Below are 16,379 nucleotides of genomic sequence, written 5' to 3'. Positions count from 1 at the left end.
CTTTAATGGCTCAGGCCGTACTTTTTCACTTTGTCGAACAGAGTGGTCTTGGCCATGCCCAGTTCCTGGCTGGCCTGGGTCAGGTTGCCGCCGCTGCGTTGCAAGGCGTCCACCAGCAGGTTGCGCTCGAAAGCCTCCACGGCTTCGGCGAAGGCCAGGCCCTGGTTGTTGCCGCTGGCCCCAGACTTCTTGAAGGCCGGCAGGCCGAGGGCGAAGCGCTCGGCGACGTTGCGCAGTTCGCGCACGTTGCCGGGCCAGTCGTGGCTCATCAGGCTGGACAGGGTCTGGTTGTCCAGCTCCGGTACACTGCGGTCGAAACGCAGGGATGATTGCTGCAGGAAGTGTTCGAACAGCTGCAGGATGTCCTCGCGACGTTCACGCAAGGGTGGCAGCTCCAGGGTTACCACGTTGAGGCGGTAGTACAGGTCGCTGCGAAATTCGCCGGCCCTGCTCGACTCGTCCAGATCGGACTTGGTCGCGGCGATCACCCGGCAGTCCACCGCCACGCTCTGGTTCGAGCCGAGGCGTTCGAGGGTGCGCTCCTGCAAGACCCGCAGCAGTTTGATTTGCAGTGGCAGCGGCATGCTTTCCACTTCGTCGAGGAACAACGTACCGCCGTCGGCGTGCTCGATCTTGCCGATTCGCCGTTTGCCGGCGCCGGTGAAGGCGTTGGCTTCATGGCCGAAAATTTCGCTTTCGAACAGGTTCTCCGGCAGGCCCCCGCAGTTCAGCGCGACAAACTGCCGGGTGTGGCGGCGACAGAAGTCGTGCAGGCAGCGCGCGACCAGCTCTTTACCAGTACCGGTCTCACCCTCGATCAACACGTTGGCCGAGGTATCGGCGACGTTGGCAATCAGCTCGCGCAGGTTCTGCATGGCGGGCGAACGGCCGATGATGCGACCTTCGAGGGAGTCGCGCTCGGCCAGCTGTCGGCGCAACGACGAAACTTCACGAGCCAGGCTGCGTTGCTCCAGGGCGCGGCGGGCCACATCCACCAGACGTTCCGGAGAGAACGGTTTCTCCATGAAGTCGTAGGCGCCTTTTTGCATCGCGCCGACCGCCATGGAGATGTCGCCATGGCCAGTGATCAGGACCACCGGCAGGCTGCGATCGCGCGCCTTGAGCCGGGTCAGCAATTCCAGGCCATCGATGCCCGGCAGGCGTATGTCGCTGATGACAATGCCGGCAAAGTTGTCGCCGACCCGCTCCAGGGCTTCTTCGGCGCTGCCCACGCCAATGCAGGGGATGTCTTCGAGGGTCAGCGCCTGCTGGCAACCAAGCAGTACATGGGGGTCGTCTTCGACGATCAACACACTAAGGTCGTTGTTCATATTGGCTCGGCGGGAGTGGGGCTTACCAACGGTAAACTGAGGACGAATGCGGTACCACCGCTGGCCGGATGTTCGACACCCAGTTGCCCGCCGGTGGCGGCGGCCAGGCTGGCGGAAAGCGTCAGGCCAAGGCCCAGGCCCTGTTCGCCGGGTTTGGTGGTGAAAAACGGTTCGAACAGGTGCTTGCGCGTTTCGGCGTCGATGCCGTGGCCGTTGTCACGTACGCGCAGCCGATACTTGTCGTCGACCCGCTCACCTTCCAGCCACAGCTGTGGCAGTGGCTGCGCCTGCATGGCGTCGAGAGCGTTGCCGATCAGGTTGACCAGAATCTGCTCCAGGCGGGTCTGGTCGATTTGCAGTTGTACGTCTTCGAAGTCTCGATGCAGGCGCAATGGTGTGTTTTCCACGCGGCTGCCGAGCAACTGCAAGGCGGCGTCCGCGGCTTTGCCGAGGCAGGCCTGGCCTTTGTCATCACCGCGCCGCGCGAAGGAACGCAGGCTGGCGGTAATGCGGCCCATGCGGTCGATCAATTCGTTGATGGTCTTGAGGTTGGTGCTGGCCACGTCAAGCTGGCCGCGTTCGAGGAAACGCACGGTATTGCCGGACAGGGTGCGCAGCGCCGCCAGCGGCTGGTTCAATTCATGGGCGATGCTGGTCGACATCTGGCCAATCGCCGCGAGTTTTCCGGCCTGCACCAGTTCATCCTGGGCGCGGCGCAAGGTCTCTTCGGCATGCCGGCGTTCACGGATCTGACCCTTGAGCCGTTCATTGCTGGCGCGCAGGTCGACGGTCCGTTCGGTAATCCGACGCTCCAGTTGATTGTTGGCTTCCTGCAGGGCTTCCCGGGCGGCGAGGCGGGTAGCGATCACCTTGCGCCGTTCGTTCCAGGCAATCAGCAGGAAGGCGACCAGGGCAAATGCCACCGCTACCAGAATCCCTTGGTTGATCGCTTCGCGACGCAAATCCTGCAACGGGGTGAGCAGGGTGAAGTTCCACGGTGTGTCGCTCAGCGGTCGGCTTTGCGACAGATAGCTGATGTTCTCGTCGTCTGACTTCAGTTCACTGTTGGCCGGAAAGGTGAGTTTTTCCACGCCCTCCGACAGGGTTTCCCGGGCCAGCGGTTGCAGTTCATTGAGCGGGAACCAGTAGTACTGCAGGCTGCGGGCCAGTTTCTCCTTGGTTTCGTCGCTGAGCGGCAGCACCGATTTGAGCCGTCGCGCCGGATCGCTGGACAGAATGATGATGCCGTTCTCGTCACTGACGAAGGCTTCCAGGCGCGCACGCTGCCAGCGTTCCTCCAGGGCTTCCAGGCGGACCTTGACCACCGCGACGCCGATGATCTTGCCGTGTTCTTCCAGGCCGTGGGCCAGATAGTAACCGGGCTCGCCGTTGGTGCTGCCGATGCCGTAGAAGCGTCCCGGCTGGCCGCGCACGGCGTTCTGGAAATAGGCGCGGAAGGACAGGTCTTCACCCAGGTAACTGTCGAAGTCGCGCCAGTTGCTGGTGGCCATGACGCGACCGGTGGTGTCCATCACGTAGATGGCCCGACTGCGGCTGCGCCGGTTCAGGCCTTCGAGGTAATCGTTGACCGTTTGCCGGTGTTCCGGAGTCGGGTCGGCCAGCAGCTGCGAAACACTGGATTCCAGTTCCAGCAGGCTGGGCAGGTAGGTGTACTTGCTGATCTCGCTCTCGACTGCGCGGGCGTGCAGCTCCAGCTGACGCTGGCCATTTTCGCCGAGGTTGCGAATGCCGTAGTGCTCACTGAGCCAGAAGCCGATGAAGCCGAGTCCGATCATCAGGGCGATGATCAACGGCGGCAGGAACAAATGACGGATCAGACGGGGTTTCACGGCAAGTGATGGCGGCGCTGCGCGATAGAGATTGGGGTCGCATTTCATCACAGATGCCTTGGGTCAACCACAACACTTGATCGTGAATAACCACTGGTGTGGGGTGAACTTTGTGGCGAGGGGGCTTGCCCCCGTTCGGCTGCGAAGCAGTCGTAAACCCATTGCATGCGGTCTGACTATAAAATGCCGGGGCCGCTTCGCGACCCAACGGGGGCAAGCCCCCTCGCCACAGAAGCCCGCTCCCACAGGGGGAGCGGTGTTTGCTTAGTGCTGCAGAATCTTGTTGAGGAAGTGCTGGGTACGTTCGGCGCGGGCGTTGATGTCGCCGAAGAACTCCTCTTTCGGGCAGTCTTCGATGATCTTGCCGGCGTCCATGAAGATCACGCGGTCGGCCACTTTGCGGGCGAAGCCCATTTCGTGGGTCACGCACATCATGGTCATGCCTTCGTGGGCCAGTTGCACCATCACGTCGAGTACTTCGTTGACCATTTCCGGGTCCAGCGCCGAGGTCGGTTCGTCGAACAGCATGACGATCGGGTCCATCGCCAGCGCACGGGCAATCGCCACACGCTGCTGCTGACCACCGGAAAGCTGGCCCGGGTGCTTATGGGCGTGAGCCGAGAGACCGACGCGCTCAAGCAGTTGCAGGCCTTTCTTGGTGGCTTCTTCCTTGCTGCGGCCCAACACCTTGATCTGCGCGATGGTCAGGTTTTCGGTGATGGTCAGGTGCGGGAACAGTTCGAAGTGCTGGAACACCATGCCAACGCGCGAACGCAGTTTCGGCAGGTTGGTCTTCGGGTCGGCAATGGACGTGCCGTCGACCACGATGTCGCCCTTCTGGAACGGCTCCAGGGCGTTGACGCACTTGATCAGGGTCGACTTGCCGGAACCGGATGGCCCGCACACCACGATCACTTCGCCTTTTTTGACCTCGGTGCTGCAATCAGTCAGTACCTGGAAGTCCCCATACCACTTGTTGATGCTTTTGATAGAGATCATACGGCGAACCTTTTTTGCAGACGCTTGACCAGCAGCGAGGCGGAAAAGCTGATAATGAAGTACACGAGACCTGCGAAGATCAGGAACTCATTGGAGCGGCCAATGATGTCGCCACTGGCGCGCGAAGCATTGAGGAAGTCCACCAGACCGACCGCGTAGACCAGCGAGGTGTCCTGAAACAGGATGATGCTCTGCTGCAGCAACAGCGGGGTCATCTTGCGGAACGCTTGCGGCAGGATGATCAGGCGCATCATCTGCCCGTAAGTCATGCCCAGCGCCTGGGCAGCGCCCATCTGGCCCTTGGGAATCGACTGCACACCGGCACGGACGATTTCGCAGAAGTACGCCGCTTCGAACATCATGAAGGCCACGATGCAGGATGCGAACGCGCCGATCGGCGTGTCTTCGCCGGTGATCCAGCGCAGTACGAACGGCACCGCCAGGTAGAACCAGGTGATGACCAGCAGCAACGGGATCGAGCGGAAGTAGTTGACGTAGGCGCCAGCGAGGTTCGACAGCAGTTTGTTGTGGGACAGGCGGCACAGCGCCAGGATGGTGCCGAGGATGATCCCCCCGATCACGCCCATGGCCATCAGTTTCAGGGTCATGACCATGCCGTTCCACAGGCCCGGCAGGGACGGGATGATGCCCGAGAAGTCGAATTCCATCATTTACCCCCTACGGAGATCAGGCCCGGTACGGCAACTTTCTTCTCGACCAGGCGCATCAGCAACATCAGGCTCATGTTCAGGGTGAAGTAGATCAGCGTGGCCAGGGTAAAGGCTTCGAACAGGTTGGCGGAGAACTCGGCGGTCTGTTTGGTCTGCGCGAGCAGCTCCATCAGGCCGATCAGCGAGGCCACGGAGGTGTTCTTGAAGACGTTCAAAAATTCCGAGGTAAGCGGCGGAATGATGATCCGGTAGGCCTGGGGCAGCAGCACGTTCCAGTAGATTTGCGGCAGCTTGAAACCCATGGCACGGGCTGCCGATTCCTGGCCTTTTGGCAGGGCCTGGATACCGGTGCGCACCTGTTCGCAAACCCGGGCGGTGGTGAACAGGCCCAGGCATACGACGACGCTGAGGAAGGCCGAGGTGGTCGGGTTCAGATCCTGCTTGTACCACTCTTGCAGGTCCGCCGGCAGCAGGTCGGGTACCAGGAAGTACCAGATGAACAGCTGAACCAGCAGCGGCACGTTACGGAAGAGTTCGACGTAGCAGGTGGCGATGCCCGATACGATGCGATTCGGCACGGTACGCATGACGCCCAGGATCGAGCCCAGAGTCAGGGCGATGATCCACGCCGCGATGGCGATGCCGATGGTCCAGGCCAGACCGGACACGTACCAGTCGAGATAGGTCTCGCTGCCCACGCCGGTGGACTTGAAGAACACGCTCCAGTCCCAGTTGTAATTCATTAGGGTCTCCCCTCGGATTCGATCGATGTACAAATGCCCGCTTGGGGGAAGCTCCGTTCCCGCCCGACCTCGAGAGTCAGGCACACGCGCTCGGCTCGACAGCCACCGGTTCGAGTTTTTCCAAAAATGCCAGCAGGGAGTGCGATCCCTGAGAGGGCAACGACCCTCTCAGGGATAAGGTTAGTCAGAAATCAGGATTTCTTGTCGTCAGCCGCTTTGTCGGTCGGATTGGCGATCAGGGCCTTGAGCTCGTCGCTCATCGGGAACATCAGGTTCAGGCCCTTTGGCGGAATCGGCTGCATGAACCATTTTTCGTAGATCTTGTTGATCTCGCCCGATGCGTAAGTTGCCTTGATGGCGTCATCCACGGCCTTTTTGAACGGCTCGTCGCCTTTGCGCACCATGCAGCCGTAGATTTCGTAGGACTGTGGAGTACCGGTCACGGCCCAGTCATCGGCTTTCTTGGCCTTGGCGGCTTCACCGGCCAGCAGGGCGTCATCCATCATGAAGGCCACTGCGCGGCCAGTTTCCAGCATCTGGAAGGATTCGCCGTGGTCTTTGGCGGAGATCACGTTCATGCCCATCTGCTTGTCGGCGTTCATCGCCTTGAGGATGCGCTCGGACGTGGTGCCGGCGGTGGTCACGACGTTCTTGCCTTTGAGGTCCTCGAAATCCTTGTACTTGGAGTCCTTTTTGGACAGCAGGCGGGTACCGATTTCGAAGATGCCGACAGAGAAGTCAACTTGCTGCTGACGCTCGACGTTGTTGGTGGTGGAACCGCACTCAAGGTCAACGGTGCCGTTCTGTACCAGCGGGATACGGGTTTGCGAGGTGACCAGGTTGTACTTGACCTGGAGATTGGGCAGGTCCAGGTCTTTTTTCAGGGCTTCGACGACTTTGAGCTGAATGTCGTGGGAGTAGCCGACCGGCTTGCCGGAAGCATCAGCGATGTAGGAGAAAGGAATGGAAGCGTCACGGTGTCCGAGGGTAATGACACCGGATTCTTTGATCTTCTTCAGGGTGCCGGTCAGTTCGGCTGCGAAAACTGGCGTGCTGATCAGAGCGGCAGCAATGGCTGCGCCCAGGATATGGGGAACGATGCGCATCAAATTTTCCTCGACTTTGTTTTTTTTATGGAGCCAGTTCATCGGCCCTTTTTGTGCTGCAAAACACCTGAGCGCCACGATGAGCGAGCGCAAAGGACATTCGTCGAAGAGTGTAGAGCATGACTCGTGCCAGACCAGTCAATAATGATCAAGTCGTTGATTTATAAGGAAATTAAATATTTGTGGCGTTGATGTTGTGAAGGAAACATCCGGTTAACCGAACCGACCGACAGGTCGCGTTCGGAAAACCGAATGGTGGCTAATGCGCATCTCCAGGTGTGGGAGCCGGCTTGCTGGCGATAGCGGAGCATCAGTCACATCAATCCTGTCTGATAGATCGTCATCGCCAGCAAGCCGGCTCCTACAGTGTGGGCATGTCAGGGGTATTTGCGCTTGTCCGGCGCAGGCGGGAAGTACTGGTACAACCAGGTTTCACTGAGCGTGCGATCGTTAGTGCGAATGAACAGACGCAGTTCTACCGGCGCGACGCTGTCATTGGTCGGGTACCAGTCGAACAGGATGCGGTAGCCCTTGATGTCGTCGAGCTTGAGAATGCTGAAATCCTTGACCTCGCCGTTCGAGCAGGTGACCACGGGCTCGATGCCTGTGCCTTCAGGCAAGCGATCCAGGCCGCCACCGGTGAAGTCCACGGCAAAACGCCGGGCCCAGACCGGTGGGTAATGCTCGCCCGGTGCCCAGCCTTCAGTGAAACCGCCCATCCCTGAACGGGTCGCGTGGACCCGGGCAAGTGGCGTGCCGACCGGGGGCAGGGCACTCCAGTAGAGCTTGTAGCCGTAGTTCAGCGAGTCGCCGGCGGCCACTGGTTTTTTCGGCGTCCAGAAGGCCACGATGTTGTCCATGGTCTCGCCGGTGGTGGGGATCTCCAGCAAGTCGATCGAGCCTTCACCCCAGGCTGTGGTCGGTTCGACCCACAGGCTCGGACGGCGGCTGTACCAGTCGACGGTGTCCTGGTAACTGGTGAACTCGTGATCGGTCTGCACCAGGCCGAAACCTTTCGGGTCCTTGTCGGCGAATGCGTTGAATTGCAGGGTGGCCGGGTTGTTCAGCGGACGGCAGATCCACTCGCCGTTGCCGCGCCACATGGCCAGTCGATCGGAGTCGTGGATCTGCGGGTGAATGGTGTCGCACATCCGGCGCTCATGGGTGCCGCAACTGAACATGCTGGTCATGGGTGCAATGCCCAACTGGTCGATGGCAGTACGCGCGTTGACGTGGGCGTCGACTTCCATCACCACGCGCTCGGCCTGGCAGTCGATATCGAAGCGATAGGCGCCGGTAGCGCTCGGCGAGTCGAGCAGGGCATAGACCACGAAACGGGTGCTGTCCTTGTCTGGCGTCTCGAACCAGAACTTGGTGAAGTCGGGAAACTCTTCGCGCTTGCTGGCGTAGGTGTCGATGGCCAGGCCGCGGGCCGACAAGCCGTACTGGCCGGTGGCGTCTACTGCACGGAAGTAGCTTGCGCCGAGGAAAGACACGACGTCGTGCTTGTCCAGTTCCGGAGCCTTGAACAGCTTGAAGCCGGAGAAGCCCAGATCGCCCTTGAGCTGGGTAGTGTCAACGGTGGTGTTTTCATAGTTGAACAGCGACGGACGGAAATGCACCTCGCGCGCCAGGCGGGTCTTGGGGTCGACGCTGTACATGCGCACCGGCTGCTTGAACCCCATGCCGACGTGGAAGAACTGCACGTCAAGCTGCCCGTTCAGGTCATTCCACAGTGAATGGTTGGCGTCATAGCGGATGGCGTTGAAGTTCTGCGGGGTCATGGTCGCCAAGGTCGGCGGCAACACCTGCTTGGTGTCCTGGTAGCGGTTGCTGGCAAGCTGTTTGGCCTGGCGTTTCAGCGCTTCGAAATCGAACGCCGTGGCCTCGCCATCGGCGGTGCTCCCGCTGCCCGCCCAGGCATTGGCGGCCAGCAGGCCGGTGGCGGACAAGCCGGTGTAGGCAGCGATGGCCATGGAGGCTTTGAGCAAATGTCTGCGGTGCATAAATACAACCTGTCGTTAACAATCCCGCGCCGTTCCTGGCACGTGCTGGATCAAAAATATCGGTTCGGACATGCCTTCGGCCAAACGCAACGGACTTTAAACAGATGCCGGATAGCTTAAACCGTTCGCTTGAAGAGCAAAATTGATTGATGGCACGGCGCTAGTCCGGCAATGAAACAAGACATGTCGGTAAATGTTTCCCACAGCCTTTTCTGATTTTCAGGGCATATCTGCTTTTTTCGACTAATTACTCTAAAAACCGCTTTTCAGCGCGCGGAATATTCCTATTCTGTGCTCATGACCGGTTTATGCCCTTCAGGCCGGTGCGGTTCAGTGGGCACATGGAGGCAGCTGAAACAGGGAGTCAGTTGAAAAAGATAGGGCGATTCGGTTTTTAGCAGTTTTCTTTGACGTATAGAGAAGGACATCGTCCATGTCGAAAGTACAAGGCATCACCGAAATGTTGGGAATCTTTCCGTGCCTGGGTACCGGGCGACGCAGACGCAGACTCAACAGCGAGGAAATGAAACTGGTGGAGCGATATCGCGAATTATCGGAAAGCGACCGGATTGCCATGCGCTATCTGGTGGATGCGATGAGGAGTGTTTCGCGGTTCTGAAAGAGGCGGGGCATCCGGCTTGGGCGGGATGCCCTTTTTTCACCAATCCTGCGAGCGTTCTGAGCGCTGATGCAGCACTCGCAACACCTGTACCTGGCCTTCGACAAATCGATAAGGGGCGATGAAGGGATATCGGCCAAGCACTAACTCTCGTACATCAGGCACCACAGACGGCCGGCCCGAGCCGGGAAAATGCTCGAGCAGTTCAAAGGATTGCAGGATCGTCGCGATGATTTCCAAGGCAGCCTGTGCGCCAGCGATTCCCAGGTAATGCTCATGGATGTTATCGAGGTCGCTTTCAGCTTTTTCAGTCAGTACTACGCTCGGCACGTTTTGCCCACTTAGCCTTCACGGCGTCCAGATCGGTGAGTTTCCCGGCATCGGCATCGGTTATGCCGTCGCTGATGGCTTGCAGATGCCAGGACTCGGCTTCCACATATCTAACCAGTGCACGCTTGAGATGGTATTGGCGGTCGCGATCGGTGGCGGCTGCCAGCTGATCGAGCTGTTGAGCCAGTAATTCTTCGACGCGAAAGGACAAAACGGGTGAAGCCATGATGGCTCTCCTAGGGTGTATACGCTGTAAACTACGTAAACACACTAGGGTCTCCCGCGCTTTTCGTCAACCAACTCAAGTGTGCAGAGGCGTAGAAAACTTTAGCGGGGTGAGCGCGAAAGCGGGGGAGTGATGTGTTGCCAGATGCTGTTCCCTACCAAGGCCATGCGCTGGGCAGGGTAATGCACTCATTGAGATCTCTGCGCAAAATTGGCAGGTTCAGGATGTCCGAAACCAGGGCAAAGTTTTGGAAGCGTTCCGGGGCGGTGGTTATTGTTTTGTCTTCCAGGTGTCGCCTGGTGCCGGCTTCTGCCTTGAAGCCGGGGTGACGCTATCGCCAGCAGGCTGGCTCCCATAGGGAAACGCATTCCAAACTGTGGGAGCCAGCCTGCTGGCGATGCCTTTAGTGCTTGAACATCACATGCCGCACAACGGTGTAGTCCTCCAACCCATACATCGACATGTCCTTCCCGTACCCGGACAGTTTCTGACCGCCATGGGGCATTTCACTGACCAGCATGAAGTGCGTATTCACCCAGGTGCAGCCGTACTGCAAGCGCGCGGACAGGCGATGGGCGCGGCCGACGTCTGCGGTCCACACCGACGAGGCGAGCCCGTAGTCCGAATCATTGGCCCAGCCCAGCACCTGCGCTTCATCGGTGAATCGGGTGACGGACACCACTGGCCCAAACACTTCACGACGAACAATTTCATCGTCTTGCTGTGCGTCGGCCAGCACCGTGGGCTCGAAGAAGAACCCGTTGCCGTCCACCGCCTTGCCACCGGTGATCAGGCGGATGTGCGGCTGGGCCACGGCGCGCTCGACAAAGCCGGCCACGCGGTCGCGGTGCTGTGCGCTGATCAGTGGGCCGAGTTCGGTCGATGGGTCATCCTGCAAGCCGTGCTTGATGCTGCTGACGGCGGCACCGAGTTTCTCGACGAACTTGTCGTAGATGCCTTCCTGCGCATAGATGCGGCAGGCGGCGGTGCAGTCCTGGCCGGCGTTGTAAAAACCGAAGGTGCGGATGCCTTCCACTGCCGCGTCGATGTCGGCGTCGTCGAAGATGATCACCGGAGCCTTGCCGCCCAGTTCCATGTGCATGCGCTTGACGCTGTCGGCAGTGCTGGAAATGATGTTCGAACCGGTGGCGATGGAACCGGTCAGGGACACCATGCGCACTTTCGGATGGGTCACCAGCGGGCTGCCGACGGTAGGACCGCGACCGAATACCAGGTTGAGCACGCCGGCCGGGAAAATTTCCGACGCCAGCTCGGCCAGACGCAGGGCGGTCAGCGGAGTTTGTTCCGACGGCTTGAGGACCACGGTATTACCGGCGGCCAGGGCCGGGGCGATTTTCCAGGCAACCATCATCAGCGGGTAATTCCACGGCGCGATGGAAGCGATCACGCCCACCGGATCGCGGCGGATCATCGAGGTGTGGCCAGGCAGGTATTCGCCACCGGCCGAACCGCTCATGCAGCGGCTGGCGCCGGCGAAGAAGCGGAACACGTCGGCAATCGCCGGGATCTCGTCGTTCAACGCGGCGCTGTAGGGCTTGCCGCAGTTGTCCGATTCCAGTTTGGCCAGCTCTTCTCCGTGGGCTTCGATGACGTCGGCGAGATTGAGTAGCAGCAGCGAACGTTCTTTAGGCGGGGTCTGCGACCAGCTGTCGAACGCGGCGTCGGCAGCGCGCACGGCGGCATCGACCTGGGCTTCGCTGGCTTCGTTGATTTCCACCAGCACACTGCCCAGCGCCGGGTTGAACACCGGTTGGGCGGGGCCTTCGCCATCAAGGAGTTGGCCGTTGATCAAGAGTCGGGTTTGCATGGCATTGTCCTCTTCGAAACTATTTATTTTTATCTGTAGAAACCGGCTCTAACTGTGGGAGCGGGCTTGCTCGCGAAAGCGGTGTGTCAGGCACCATCACTGTTGAATATGAAGGCCTCTTCGCGAGCAAGCCCGCTCCCACATTGAGTTCGGTTCCTTTCGGGAGTAATCGTTGTCAGTTACTTTCCACCACTGCCCGCCACGCTTTCACCGCCACGGGTCAGGTAATAGGCACCGAAAATTGGCAGCATGGTCACGATCATCACCAGCATCGCCACGACGTTGGTCACCGGTACGTCCCGTGGGCGGCTGAGCTGGTTGAGCAGCCACAGCGGCAGGGTGCGTTCATGGCCGGCGGTGAAGGTGGTGACGATGATTTCATCGAACGACAGCGCGAAAGCGAGCATGCCGCCAGCCAGCAACGCCGAGCCGAGGTTCGGCAGGATGATGTAGCGGAAGGTCTGCCAGCCGTCGGCGCCGAGGTCCATCGAGGCCTCGATCAGGCTGTGCGAAGTGCGGCGCAAACGGGCGATGACGTTGTTGTAGACGATCACCACACAGAAGGTCGCGTGACCGACGATGATTGTGAACATCCCCGGTTCGATCCCCAGTGTCTTGAAGGTCGCCAGCAGCGCGATCCCGGTGATGATCCCCGGCAGGGCGATCGGCAGGATCAGCATCAGCGAAATGCCTTGCTTGCCGAAGAAATCCCGGCGGTACAACGCGGCCGAGGCCAATGTGCCAAGGACCATGGCGATCAGCGTGGCAATCGAGGCGATCTGCAACGACAGCTTGATCGCTTCGAGCACATCCGGCCGCGAGAACGCCACGCCGATCCACTTCAGGGTGAAGCCCTTGGGCGGAAAGCTGAACGCCGCGTCTTCGGTGTTGAAGGCGTACAGGAAGATGATCAGGATCGGGAAGTGCAGGAACACCAGCCCGCCCCACGCCGCGATTTTCAGGCCAATAGAAGCTTTCTCAGAGTGCATCGAAGGCCCCCAGGCGTTTGACGATGGAGAGGTAGATGGCGATCAGCACGATCGGCACCAGGGTGAACGCTGCGGCCATTGGCATGTTGCCGATCGCGCCTTGCTGGGCGTAGACCATACTGCCGACGAAGTAGCCGGGTGGGCCCACCAGTTGCGGCACGATGAAGTCACCGAGCGTCAGAGAGAAGGTGAAGATCGAGCCTGCGGCAATGCCCGGGATCGACAGCGGCAGGATCACCTGCATGAAGGTCTGGCGCGGCTTGGCCCCAAGGTCGGCGGAGGCTTGCAGCAACGACGGCGGCAGGCGTTCCAGCGAGGCCTGGATCGGCAGGATCATGAACGGCAGCCAGATGTAGACGAACACCATGAAGCGCCCCAGGTGCGAGGTCGACAGGGTGCTGCCACCGACGCCCGGAATGCCCAGCACCAGTTGCAGGAGCGGCTCCAGCCCCAAGTGCTGCACGAACCACTGGGCCACGCCGCCCTTGGCCAGCAGCAAGGTCCAGGCATAGGCCTTGACGATGTAGCTGGCCCACATCGGCATCATCACCGCGATGTAGAAGAACGCCTTGGTCTTGCCGGTGGTGTAGCGCGCCATGTAATAGGCGATCGGGAACGCGACGATGGCGCTGGCGATCGACACGGCAATCGCCATGCCGAGGGTGCGCAGGATGATGTCGAAGTTCGATGGCTGGAACAGTGCGGCAAAGTTCGCCAGGGTCAGGTCGGGGGTGACCGCCATGGTGAAGTCATCGAAGGTGTAGAAGCCTTGCCACAGCAGAACCAGCAACGAACCGAGATAGATCGCACCGAACCACAGCAGCGGCGGTACCAACAGTAGCGACAGGTAAAAATTCGGTCGGCGATACAACAGGTTGGAAAACCTGCGCAGCGGTGAGCCGCTGGCCGAAGATTGAGCGAGAGCCACGCTGTTCATCTCACACCCCGCCCGCTGCGGTGTCGTGCAACGGGATCATGGCTTCACGCGCCCAACGTGCACTGATGCGCTGTCCGGTCTGGTGCTGTGCGCTGGTATCCAGCCACTGGTTGTTGGCCTTGCTGATGTTCAGGGTCTGGCCGTTTTCCAGTTTCAGCTCATAGCGAGTCGAACTGCCTTGGTACTGGATATCGTGCAGCAAACCGCTGACTTCAATCTCGTGGCTCGCCAGCGGGCCTTCGGCGAAGCGCACGTGTTCCGGTCGAATCGAGAACGGCTGCGGATTGCCACTCAACTGTTTGGCCAGCTCGCCGCGGATCACGTTGGAAGTGCCAACGAATTCCGCGACGAAGGTGGTGGCCGGTTTCATGTACAGGTTGCGCGGCGTATCGACTTGTTCGATGCGGCCCTTGTTGAATACTGCAACGCGATCGGACATCGACAGCGCTTCAGTCTGGTCATGGGTAACGAAAATGAAGGTGATGCCGAGCTGGCGCTGCAGCTTTTTCAGCTCGCTCTGCATTTGCTCGCGCAGCTTCAGGTCGAGAGCGCCGAGGGGCTCGTCGAGCAGCAATACGCGCGGACGATTGACCAGGGCGCGGGCCAGGGCCACACGCTGGCGCTGACCACCGGACAGTTGCACCGGCTTGCGCTCGCCATAGCCAGCCAGGGCGACCATGTCGAGGGCTTCTTCGGCGCGCTTGAGGCGTTCAACCTTGCCCACGCCTTTGACTTTCAGGCCGTAGGCGACGTTGTCGCGAACGTTCATGTGCGGGAACAGCGCGTAATCCTGAAACACGGTGTTCACGTCGCGTTGATACGGCGGCAGCCCGGCGGCTTCTTCGCCATGAATACGGATGGAGCCGGCGCTCGGTTGCTCGAAACCGGCGATCAGGCGCAGACAGGTGGTTTTGCCCGAGCCGGAAGGCCCCAGCATGGAGAAGAACTCGCCGTCCTGGATGTCGATGGAAACCCGGTCTACGGCCTTCACTTCGCCGAACAGACGGGAAACGTTGGTGAATTGGACTGCAAGCGTCATGGTGCGGTGCTCCAAAAAGGCGAGGGCCGTCGCAACGGCCCTGCCTGGACTTCTGAAAAAACTGAATCGTCTAGCGGTGAATGCGATCTGCTTTCAGCTCACACACCTGGCAGATGAAATGCGATTCGCTTTTAGCTCACACATCTGGCAGATGAAATGCGATCCGCTTTTAGCTCACACATCCTGCAGGTGAAATGCGATCTGCTTTTAGCTCACACATCCTGCAGGTGAAATGCGATCTGCTTTTAGCTCGCACATCTCGCAGATGAAATGCGATCCGCTTTTAGCTCACACATCTCGCAGGTGAAATGCGATCTGCTTTTAGCTCCCTCTCCCTCCGGGAGAGGGCGGGGGGTGAGGGCAGCGGTTTCGGTCATTGCCCATAATTGAAGAGCAACGTCAAAAGTTACCCCCTCACCCCAGCCCTTTCCCTCAGGGGGGAGAGGGGCAAAGGGAGCTCGACCGAATCGCACTTGAGTCAGCGCCCACCCATGATCGCAATGTAATCCTGGGTCCAGCGGCTGTACGGCACGAACTTGCCGCCTTCAGCCTGCGGGGTTTTCCAGAAAGCGATTTTGTCGAACTGGTCGAAACCGTTGGTCTTGCAGCCCTCGGCGCCGAGCAGCTCACTGCCTTGGCAAGCCGCCGGCACCGCTGGCAACGAGCCGAACCATGCCGCGACATCGCCCTGGACTTTCGGTTGCAGTGACCAGTCCATCCACTTGTACGCACAGTTCGGGTGCTTGGCCTCGCTGTGCAACATGGTGGTGTCGGCCCAACCGGTGGCGCCTTCTTTCGGGATGGTCGAAGCGATTGGCTGCTTCTCGTTGATCAGACCGTTGACCTGATACGGCCAGGCGCCGGAGGCGACTACGCCCTCGTTCTTGAAGTCGCTCATTTGAACCGTGGTGTCATGCCAGTAGCGGTGGATCAACGGCTGCTGGGCGCGCAGCAGGTCGAGCACGGCTTTGTACTGCGCTTCGGTCAGTTCGTACGGGCTCTGGATACCCAGCTCCGGCTTGGCGGTTTTCAGGTACAGCGCCGCGTCGGCAATGTAGATCGGACCGTCATACGCCTGTACGCGACCCTTGTTCGGTTTGCCGTCCGGCAGGTTCTGCGCGTCGAACAGCACGCCCCAACTGGTGGGCGCGGTCTTGAACACGTTGGTGTTGTACATCAGCACGTTCGGGCCCCACTGGTACGGGGTGCCGTAGGTCTGTTTATTGACTACGTACCACGGCGCATCCTTGAGGCGCGGGTCGAGATTCTTCCAGTTCGAAATCAGCGCCGTGTTGATCGGCTGTACCCGCTTGCCGACGATCAGGCGCAGGGAAGCGTCGCCGGACGCGGTCACCAGGTCGTATCCGCCCTTGGCCATCAGGCTGACCATTTCATCGGAGGTAGCAGCGGTCTTGACGTTGACCTTGCAGCCGGTTTCTTTCTCGAATCCGGTCACCCAGTCGTAGGCCTTGTCGCTCTCGCCACGTTCGATGTAGCCCGGCCAGGCGACAATATCCAGTTGACCCTCGCCGGCACCGACGGCCGTGAGGGGCTCTGCGGCCTGGACACTGACGCTGGCCAGCAGCGCGGTGGTGATTGCACTGAGCAGTGCGGTCTTGTGCACGAACATGGAATTTCCCTCTTTTTTAATTATGGTCGGGGCAGTGTTTTGAACGTGGTGAAGCATGCCGTCAGCGGCTTGTTA

Annotated in this window: 15 protein-coding genes; 1 reads left to right on the top strand and 14 read right to left on the bottom strand. The window is 59.9% G+C overall.

The window, feature by feature from the left end; all coding sequences use genetic code 11:
• Positions 1-2: 2 nt before the first annotated feature.
• The 7 genes from KW839_RS15850 to KW839_RS15820 form a co-directional block, all read right to left on the bottom strand.
• Entirely contained in the window at positions 3-1,331 is a 1,329-nt protein-coding gene (locus KW839_RS15850; RefSeq protein WP_218424825.1) for a sigma-54 dependent transcriptional regulator, read from the bottom strand.
• Positions 1,328-3,229, bottom strand: a complete 1,902-nt coding sequence (locus tag KW839_RS15845; RefSeq protein WP_218424823.1) for a sensor histidine kinase — start codon at positions 3,227-3,229, stop codon at positions 1,328-1,330. Before KW839_RS15845 ends, KW839_RS15850 begins: the two co-directional genes overlap by 4 nt.
• Positions 3,230-3,445: 216 nt before the next feature.
• The gene (locus KW839_RS15840; protein WP_008021036.1) at positions 3,446-4,180 is read right to left on the bottom strand and encodes an amino acid ABC transporter ATP-binding protein; all 735 of its coding nucleotides are present in this window, start codon (positions 4,178-4,180) and stop codon (positions 3,446-3,448) included.
• Entirely contained in the window at positions 4,177-4,848 is a 672-nt protein-coding gene (locus KW839_RS15835) for an amino acid ABC transporter permease (protein ID WP_060541848.1), read from the bottom strand. The genes KW839_RS15840 and KW839_RS15835 overlap by 4 nt, the downstream gene beginning before the upstream one ends.
• A complete protein-coding gene (locus tag KW839_RS15830; RefSeq protein ID WP_056855249.1) occupies positions 4,848-5,594 on the bottom strand; it encodes an amino acid ABC transporter permease in 747 nt (248 codons plus the stop codon). The genes KW839_RS15835 and KW839_RS15830 overlap by 1 nt, the downstream gene beginning before the upstream one ends.
• Before the next feature lie 191 nt (positions 5,595-5,785).
• The gene (locus KW839_RS15825) at positions 5,786-6,700 is read right to left on the bottom strand and encodes a glutamate/aspartate ABC transporter substrate-binding protein (RefSeq protein WP_060541857.1); all 915 of its coding nucleotides are present in this window, start codon (positions 6,698-6,700) and stop codon (positions 5,786-5,788) included.
• Between the two features lie 377 nt (positions 6,701-7,077).
• Complete coding sequence (locus tag KW839_RS15820) at positions 7,078-8,706, bottom strand: glucan biosynthesis protein D (RefSeq protein ID WP_218424822.1); 1,629 nt, start codon at positions 8,704-8,706, stop codon at positions 7,078-7,080.
• Between the two features lie 433 nt (positions 8,707-9,139).
• Between KW839_RS15820 and KW839_RS15815 the strand changes: the two genes are divergently transcribed.
• Positions 9,140-9,325: a hypothetical protein gene (locus KW839_RS15815; protein WP_060541846.1), complete on the top strand. Its 186-nt coding sequence runs from the start codon at positions 9,140-9,142 to the stop codon at positions 9,323-9,325.
• A gap of 39 nt (positions 9,326-9,364) precedes the next feature.
• Here the strand turns inward: KW839_RS15815 and KW839_RS15810 are convergent, their stop codons facing one another.
• The 7 genes from KW839_RS15810 to ydcS form a co-directional block, all read right to left on the bottom strand.
• On the bottom strand, positions 9,365-9,655 hold the full coding sequence (locus tag KW839_RS15810; RefSeq protein WP_060541845.1) for a type II toxin-antitoxin system RelE/ParE family toxin: 291 nt from the start codon (positions 9,653-9,655) through the stop codon (positions 9,365-9,367).
• Positions 9,633-9,881, bottom strand: coding sequence for a CopG family ribbon-helix-helix protein (locus KW839_RS15805; protein WP_218424820.1), 249 nt, complete (start codon positions 9,879-9,881; stop codon positions 9,633-9,635). The genes KW839_RS15810 and KW839_RS15805 overlap by 23 nt, the downstream gene beginning before the upstream one ends.
• 403 nt (positions 9,882-10,284) lie before the next feature.
• On the bottom strand, positions 10,285-11,709 hold the full coding sequence (locus tag KW839_RS15800; RefSeq protein WP_218424813.1) for a gamma-aminobutyraldehyde dehydrogenase: 1,425 nt from the start codon (positions 11,707-11,709) through the stop codon (positions 10,285-10,287).
• A 179-nt stretch (positions 11,710-11,888) separates the two neighbouring features.
• The gene (locus tag KW839_RS15795; protein ID WP_060541842.1) at positions 11,889-12,698 is read right to left on the bottom strand and encodes an ABC transporter permease; all 810 of its coding nucleotides are present in this window, start codon (positions 12,696-12,698) and stop codon (positions 11,889-11,891) included.
• On the bottom strand, positions 12,688-13,635 hold the full coding sequence (locus KW839_RS15790) for an ABC transporter permease (protein WP_218424812.1): 948 nt from the start codon (positions 13,633-13,635) through the stop codon (positions 12,688-12,690). The genes KW839_RS15795 and KW839_RS15790 overlap by 11 nt, the downstream gene beginning before the upstream one ends.
• A gap of 1 nt (position 13,636) precedes the next feature.
• Positions 13,637-14,674 carry an ABC transporter ATP-binding protein gene (locus KW839_RS15785; protein ID WP_218424809.1) on the bottom strand — a complete coding sequence of 346 codons (1,038 nt, stop codon included), beginning with the start codon at positions 14,672-14,674 and terminating at the stop codon, positions 13,637-13,639.
• A 478-nt stretch (positions 14,675-15,152) separates the two neighbouring features.
• Positions 15,153-16,304, bottom strand: coding sequence for a putative ABC transporter substrate-binding protein YdcS (ydcS, locus tag KW839_RS15780; RefSeq protein WP_218424807.1), 1,152 nt, complete (start codon positions 16,302-16,304; stop codon positions 15,153-15,155).
• Positions 16,305-16,379 lie beyond the last annotated feature (75 nt).

The sequence above is a fragment of the Pseudomonas sp. PDM31 genome, from assembly GCF_019218965.1.
Taxonomy (GTDB): domain Bacteria; phylum Pseudomonadota; class Gammaproteobacteria; order Pseudomonadales; family Pseudomonadaceae; genus Aquipseudomonas.
The sequence above is the reverse complement of the archived record's forward strand: the minus strand, read 5'-3'. Positions and strand labels throughout refer to the sequence as shown.

Coding starts and splice junctions, on each gene's coding strand:
- KW839_RS15850 (WP_218424825.1), bottom strand. CDS start 1,331: ATGAACAACGACCTTAGTGTGTTGATCGTCGAAGACGACCCCCATGTA.
- KW839_RS15845 (WP_218424823.1), bottom strand. CDS start 3,229: ATGAAATGCGACCCCAATCTCTATCGCGCAGCGCCGCCATCACTTGCC.
- KW839_RS15840 (WP_008021036.1), bottom strand. CDS start 4,180: ATGATCTCTATCAAAAGCATCAACAAGTGGTATGGGGACTTCCAGGTA.
- KW839_RS15835 (WP_060541848.1), bottom strand. CDS start 4,848: ATGGAATTCGACTTCTCGGGCATCATCCCGTCCCTGCCGGGCCTGTGG.
- KW839_RS15830 (WP_056855249.1), bottom strand. CDS start 5,594: ATGAATTACAACTGGGACTGGAGCGTGTTCTTCAAGTCCACCGGCGTG.
- KW839_RS15825 (WP_060541857.1), bottom strand. CDS start 6,700: ATGCGCATCGTTCCCCATATCCTGGGCGCAGCCATTGCTGCCGCTCTG.
- KW839_RS15820 (WP_218424822.1), bottom strand. CDS start 8,706: ATGCACCGCAGACATTTGCTCAAAGCCTCCATGGCCATCGCTGCCTAC.
- KW839_RS15815 (WP_060541846.1), top strand. CDS start 9,140: ATGTCGAAAGTACAAGGCATCACCGAAATGTTGGGAATCTTTCCGTGC.
- KW839_RS15805 (WP_218424820.1), bottom strand. CDS start 9,881: ATGGCTTCACCCGTTTTGTCCTTTCGCGTCGAAGAATTACTGGCTCAA.
- KW839_RS15800 (WP_218424813.1), bottom strand. CDS start 11,709: ATGCAAACCCGACTCTTGATCAACGGCCAACTCCTTGATGGCGAAGGC.
- KW839_RS15795 (WP_060541842.1), bottom strand. CDS start 12,698: ATGCACTCTGAGAAAGCTTCTATTGGCCTGAAAATCGCGGCGTGGGGC.
- KW839_RS15790 (WP_218424812.1), bottom strand. CDS start 13,635: ATGAACAGCGTGGCTCTCGCTCAATCTTCGGCCAGCGGCTCACCGCTG.
- KW839_RS15785 (WP_218424809.1), bottom strand. CDS start 14,674: ATGACGCTTGCAGTCCAATTCACCAACGTTTCCCGTCTGTTCGGCGAA.
- ydcS (WP_218424807.1), bottom strand. CDS start 16,304: ATGTTCGTGCACAAGACCGCACTGCTCAGTGCAATCACCACCGCGCTG.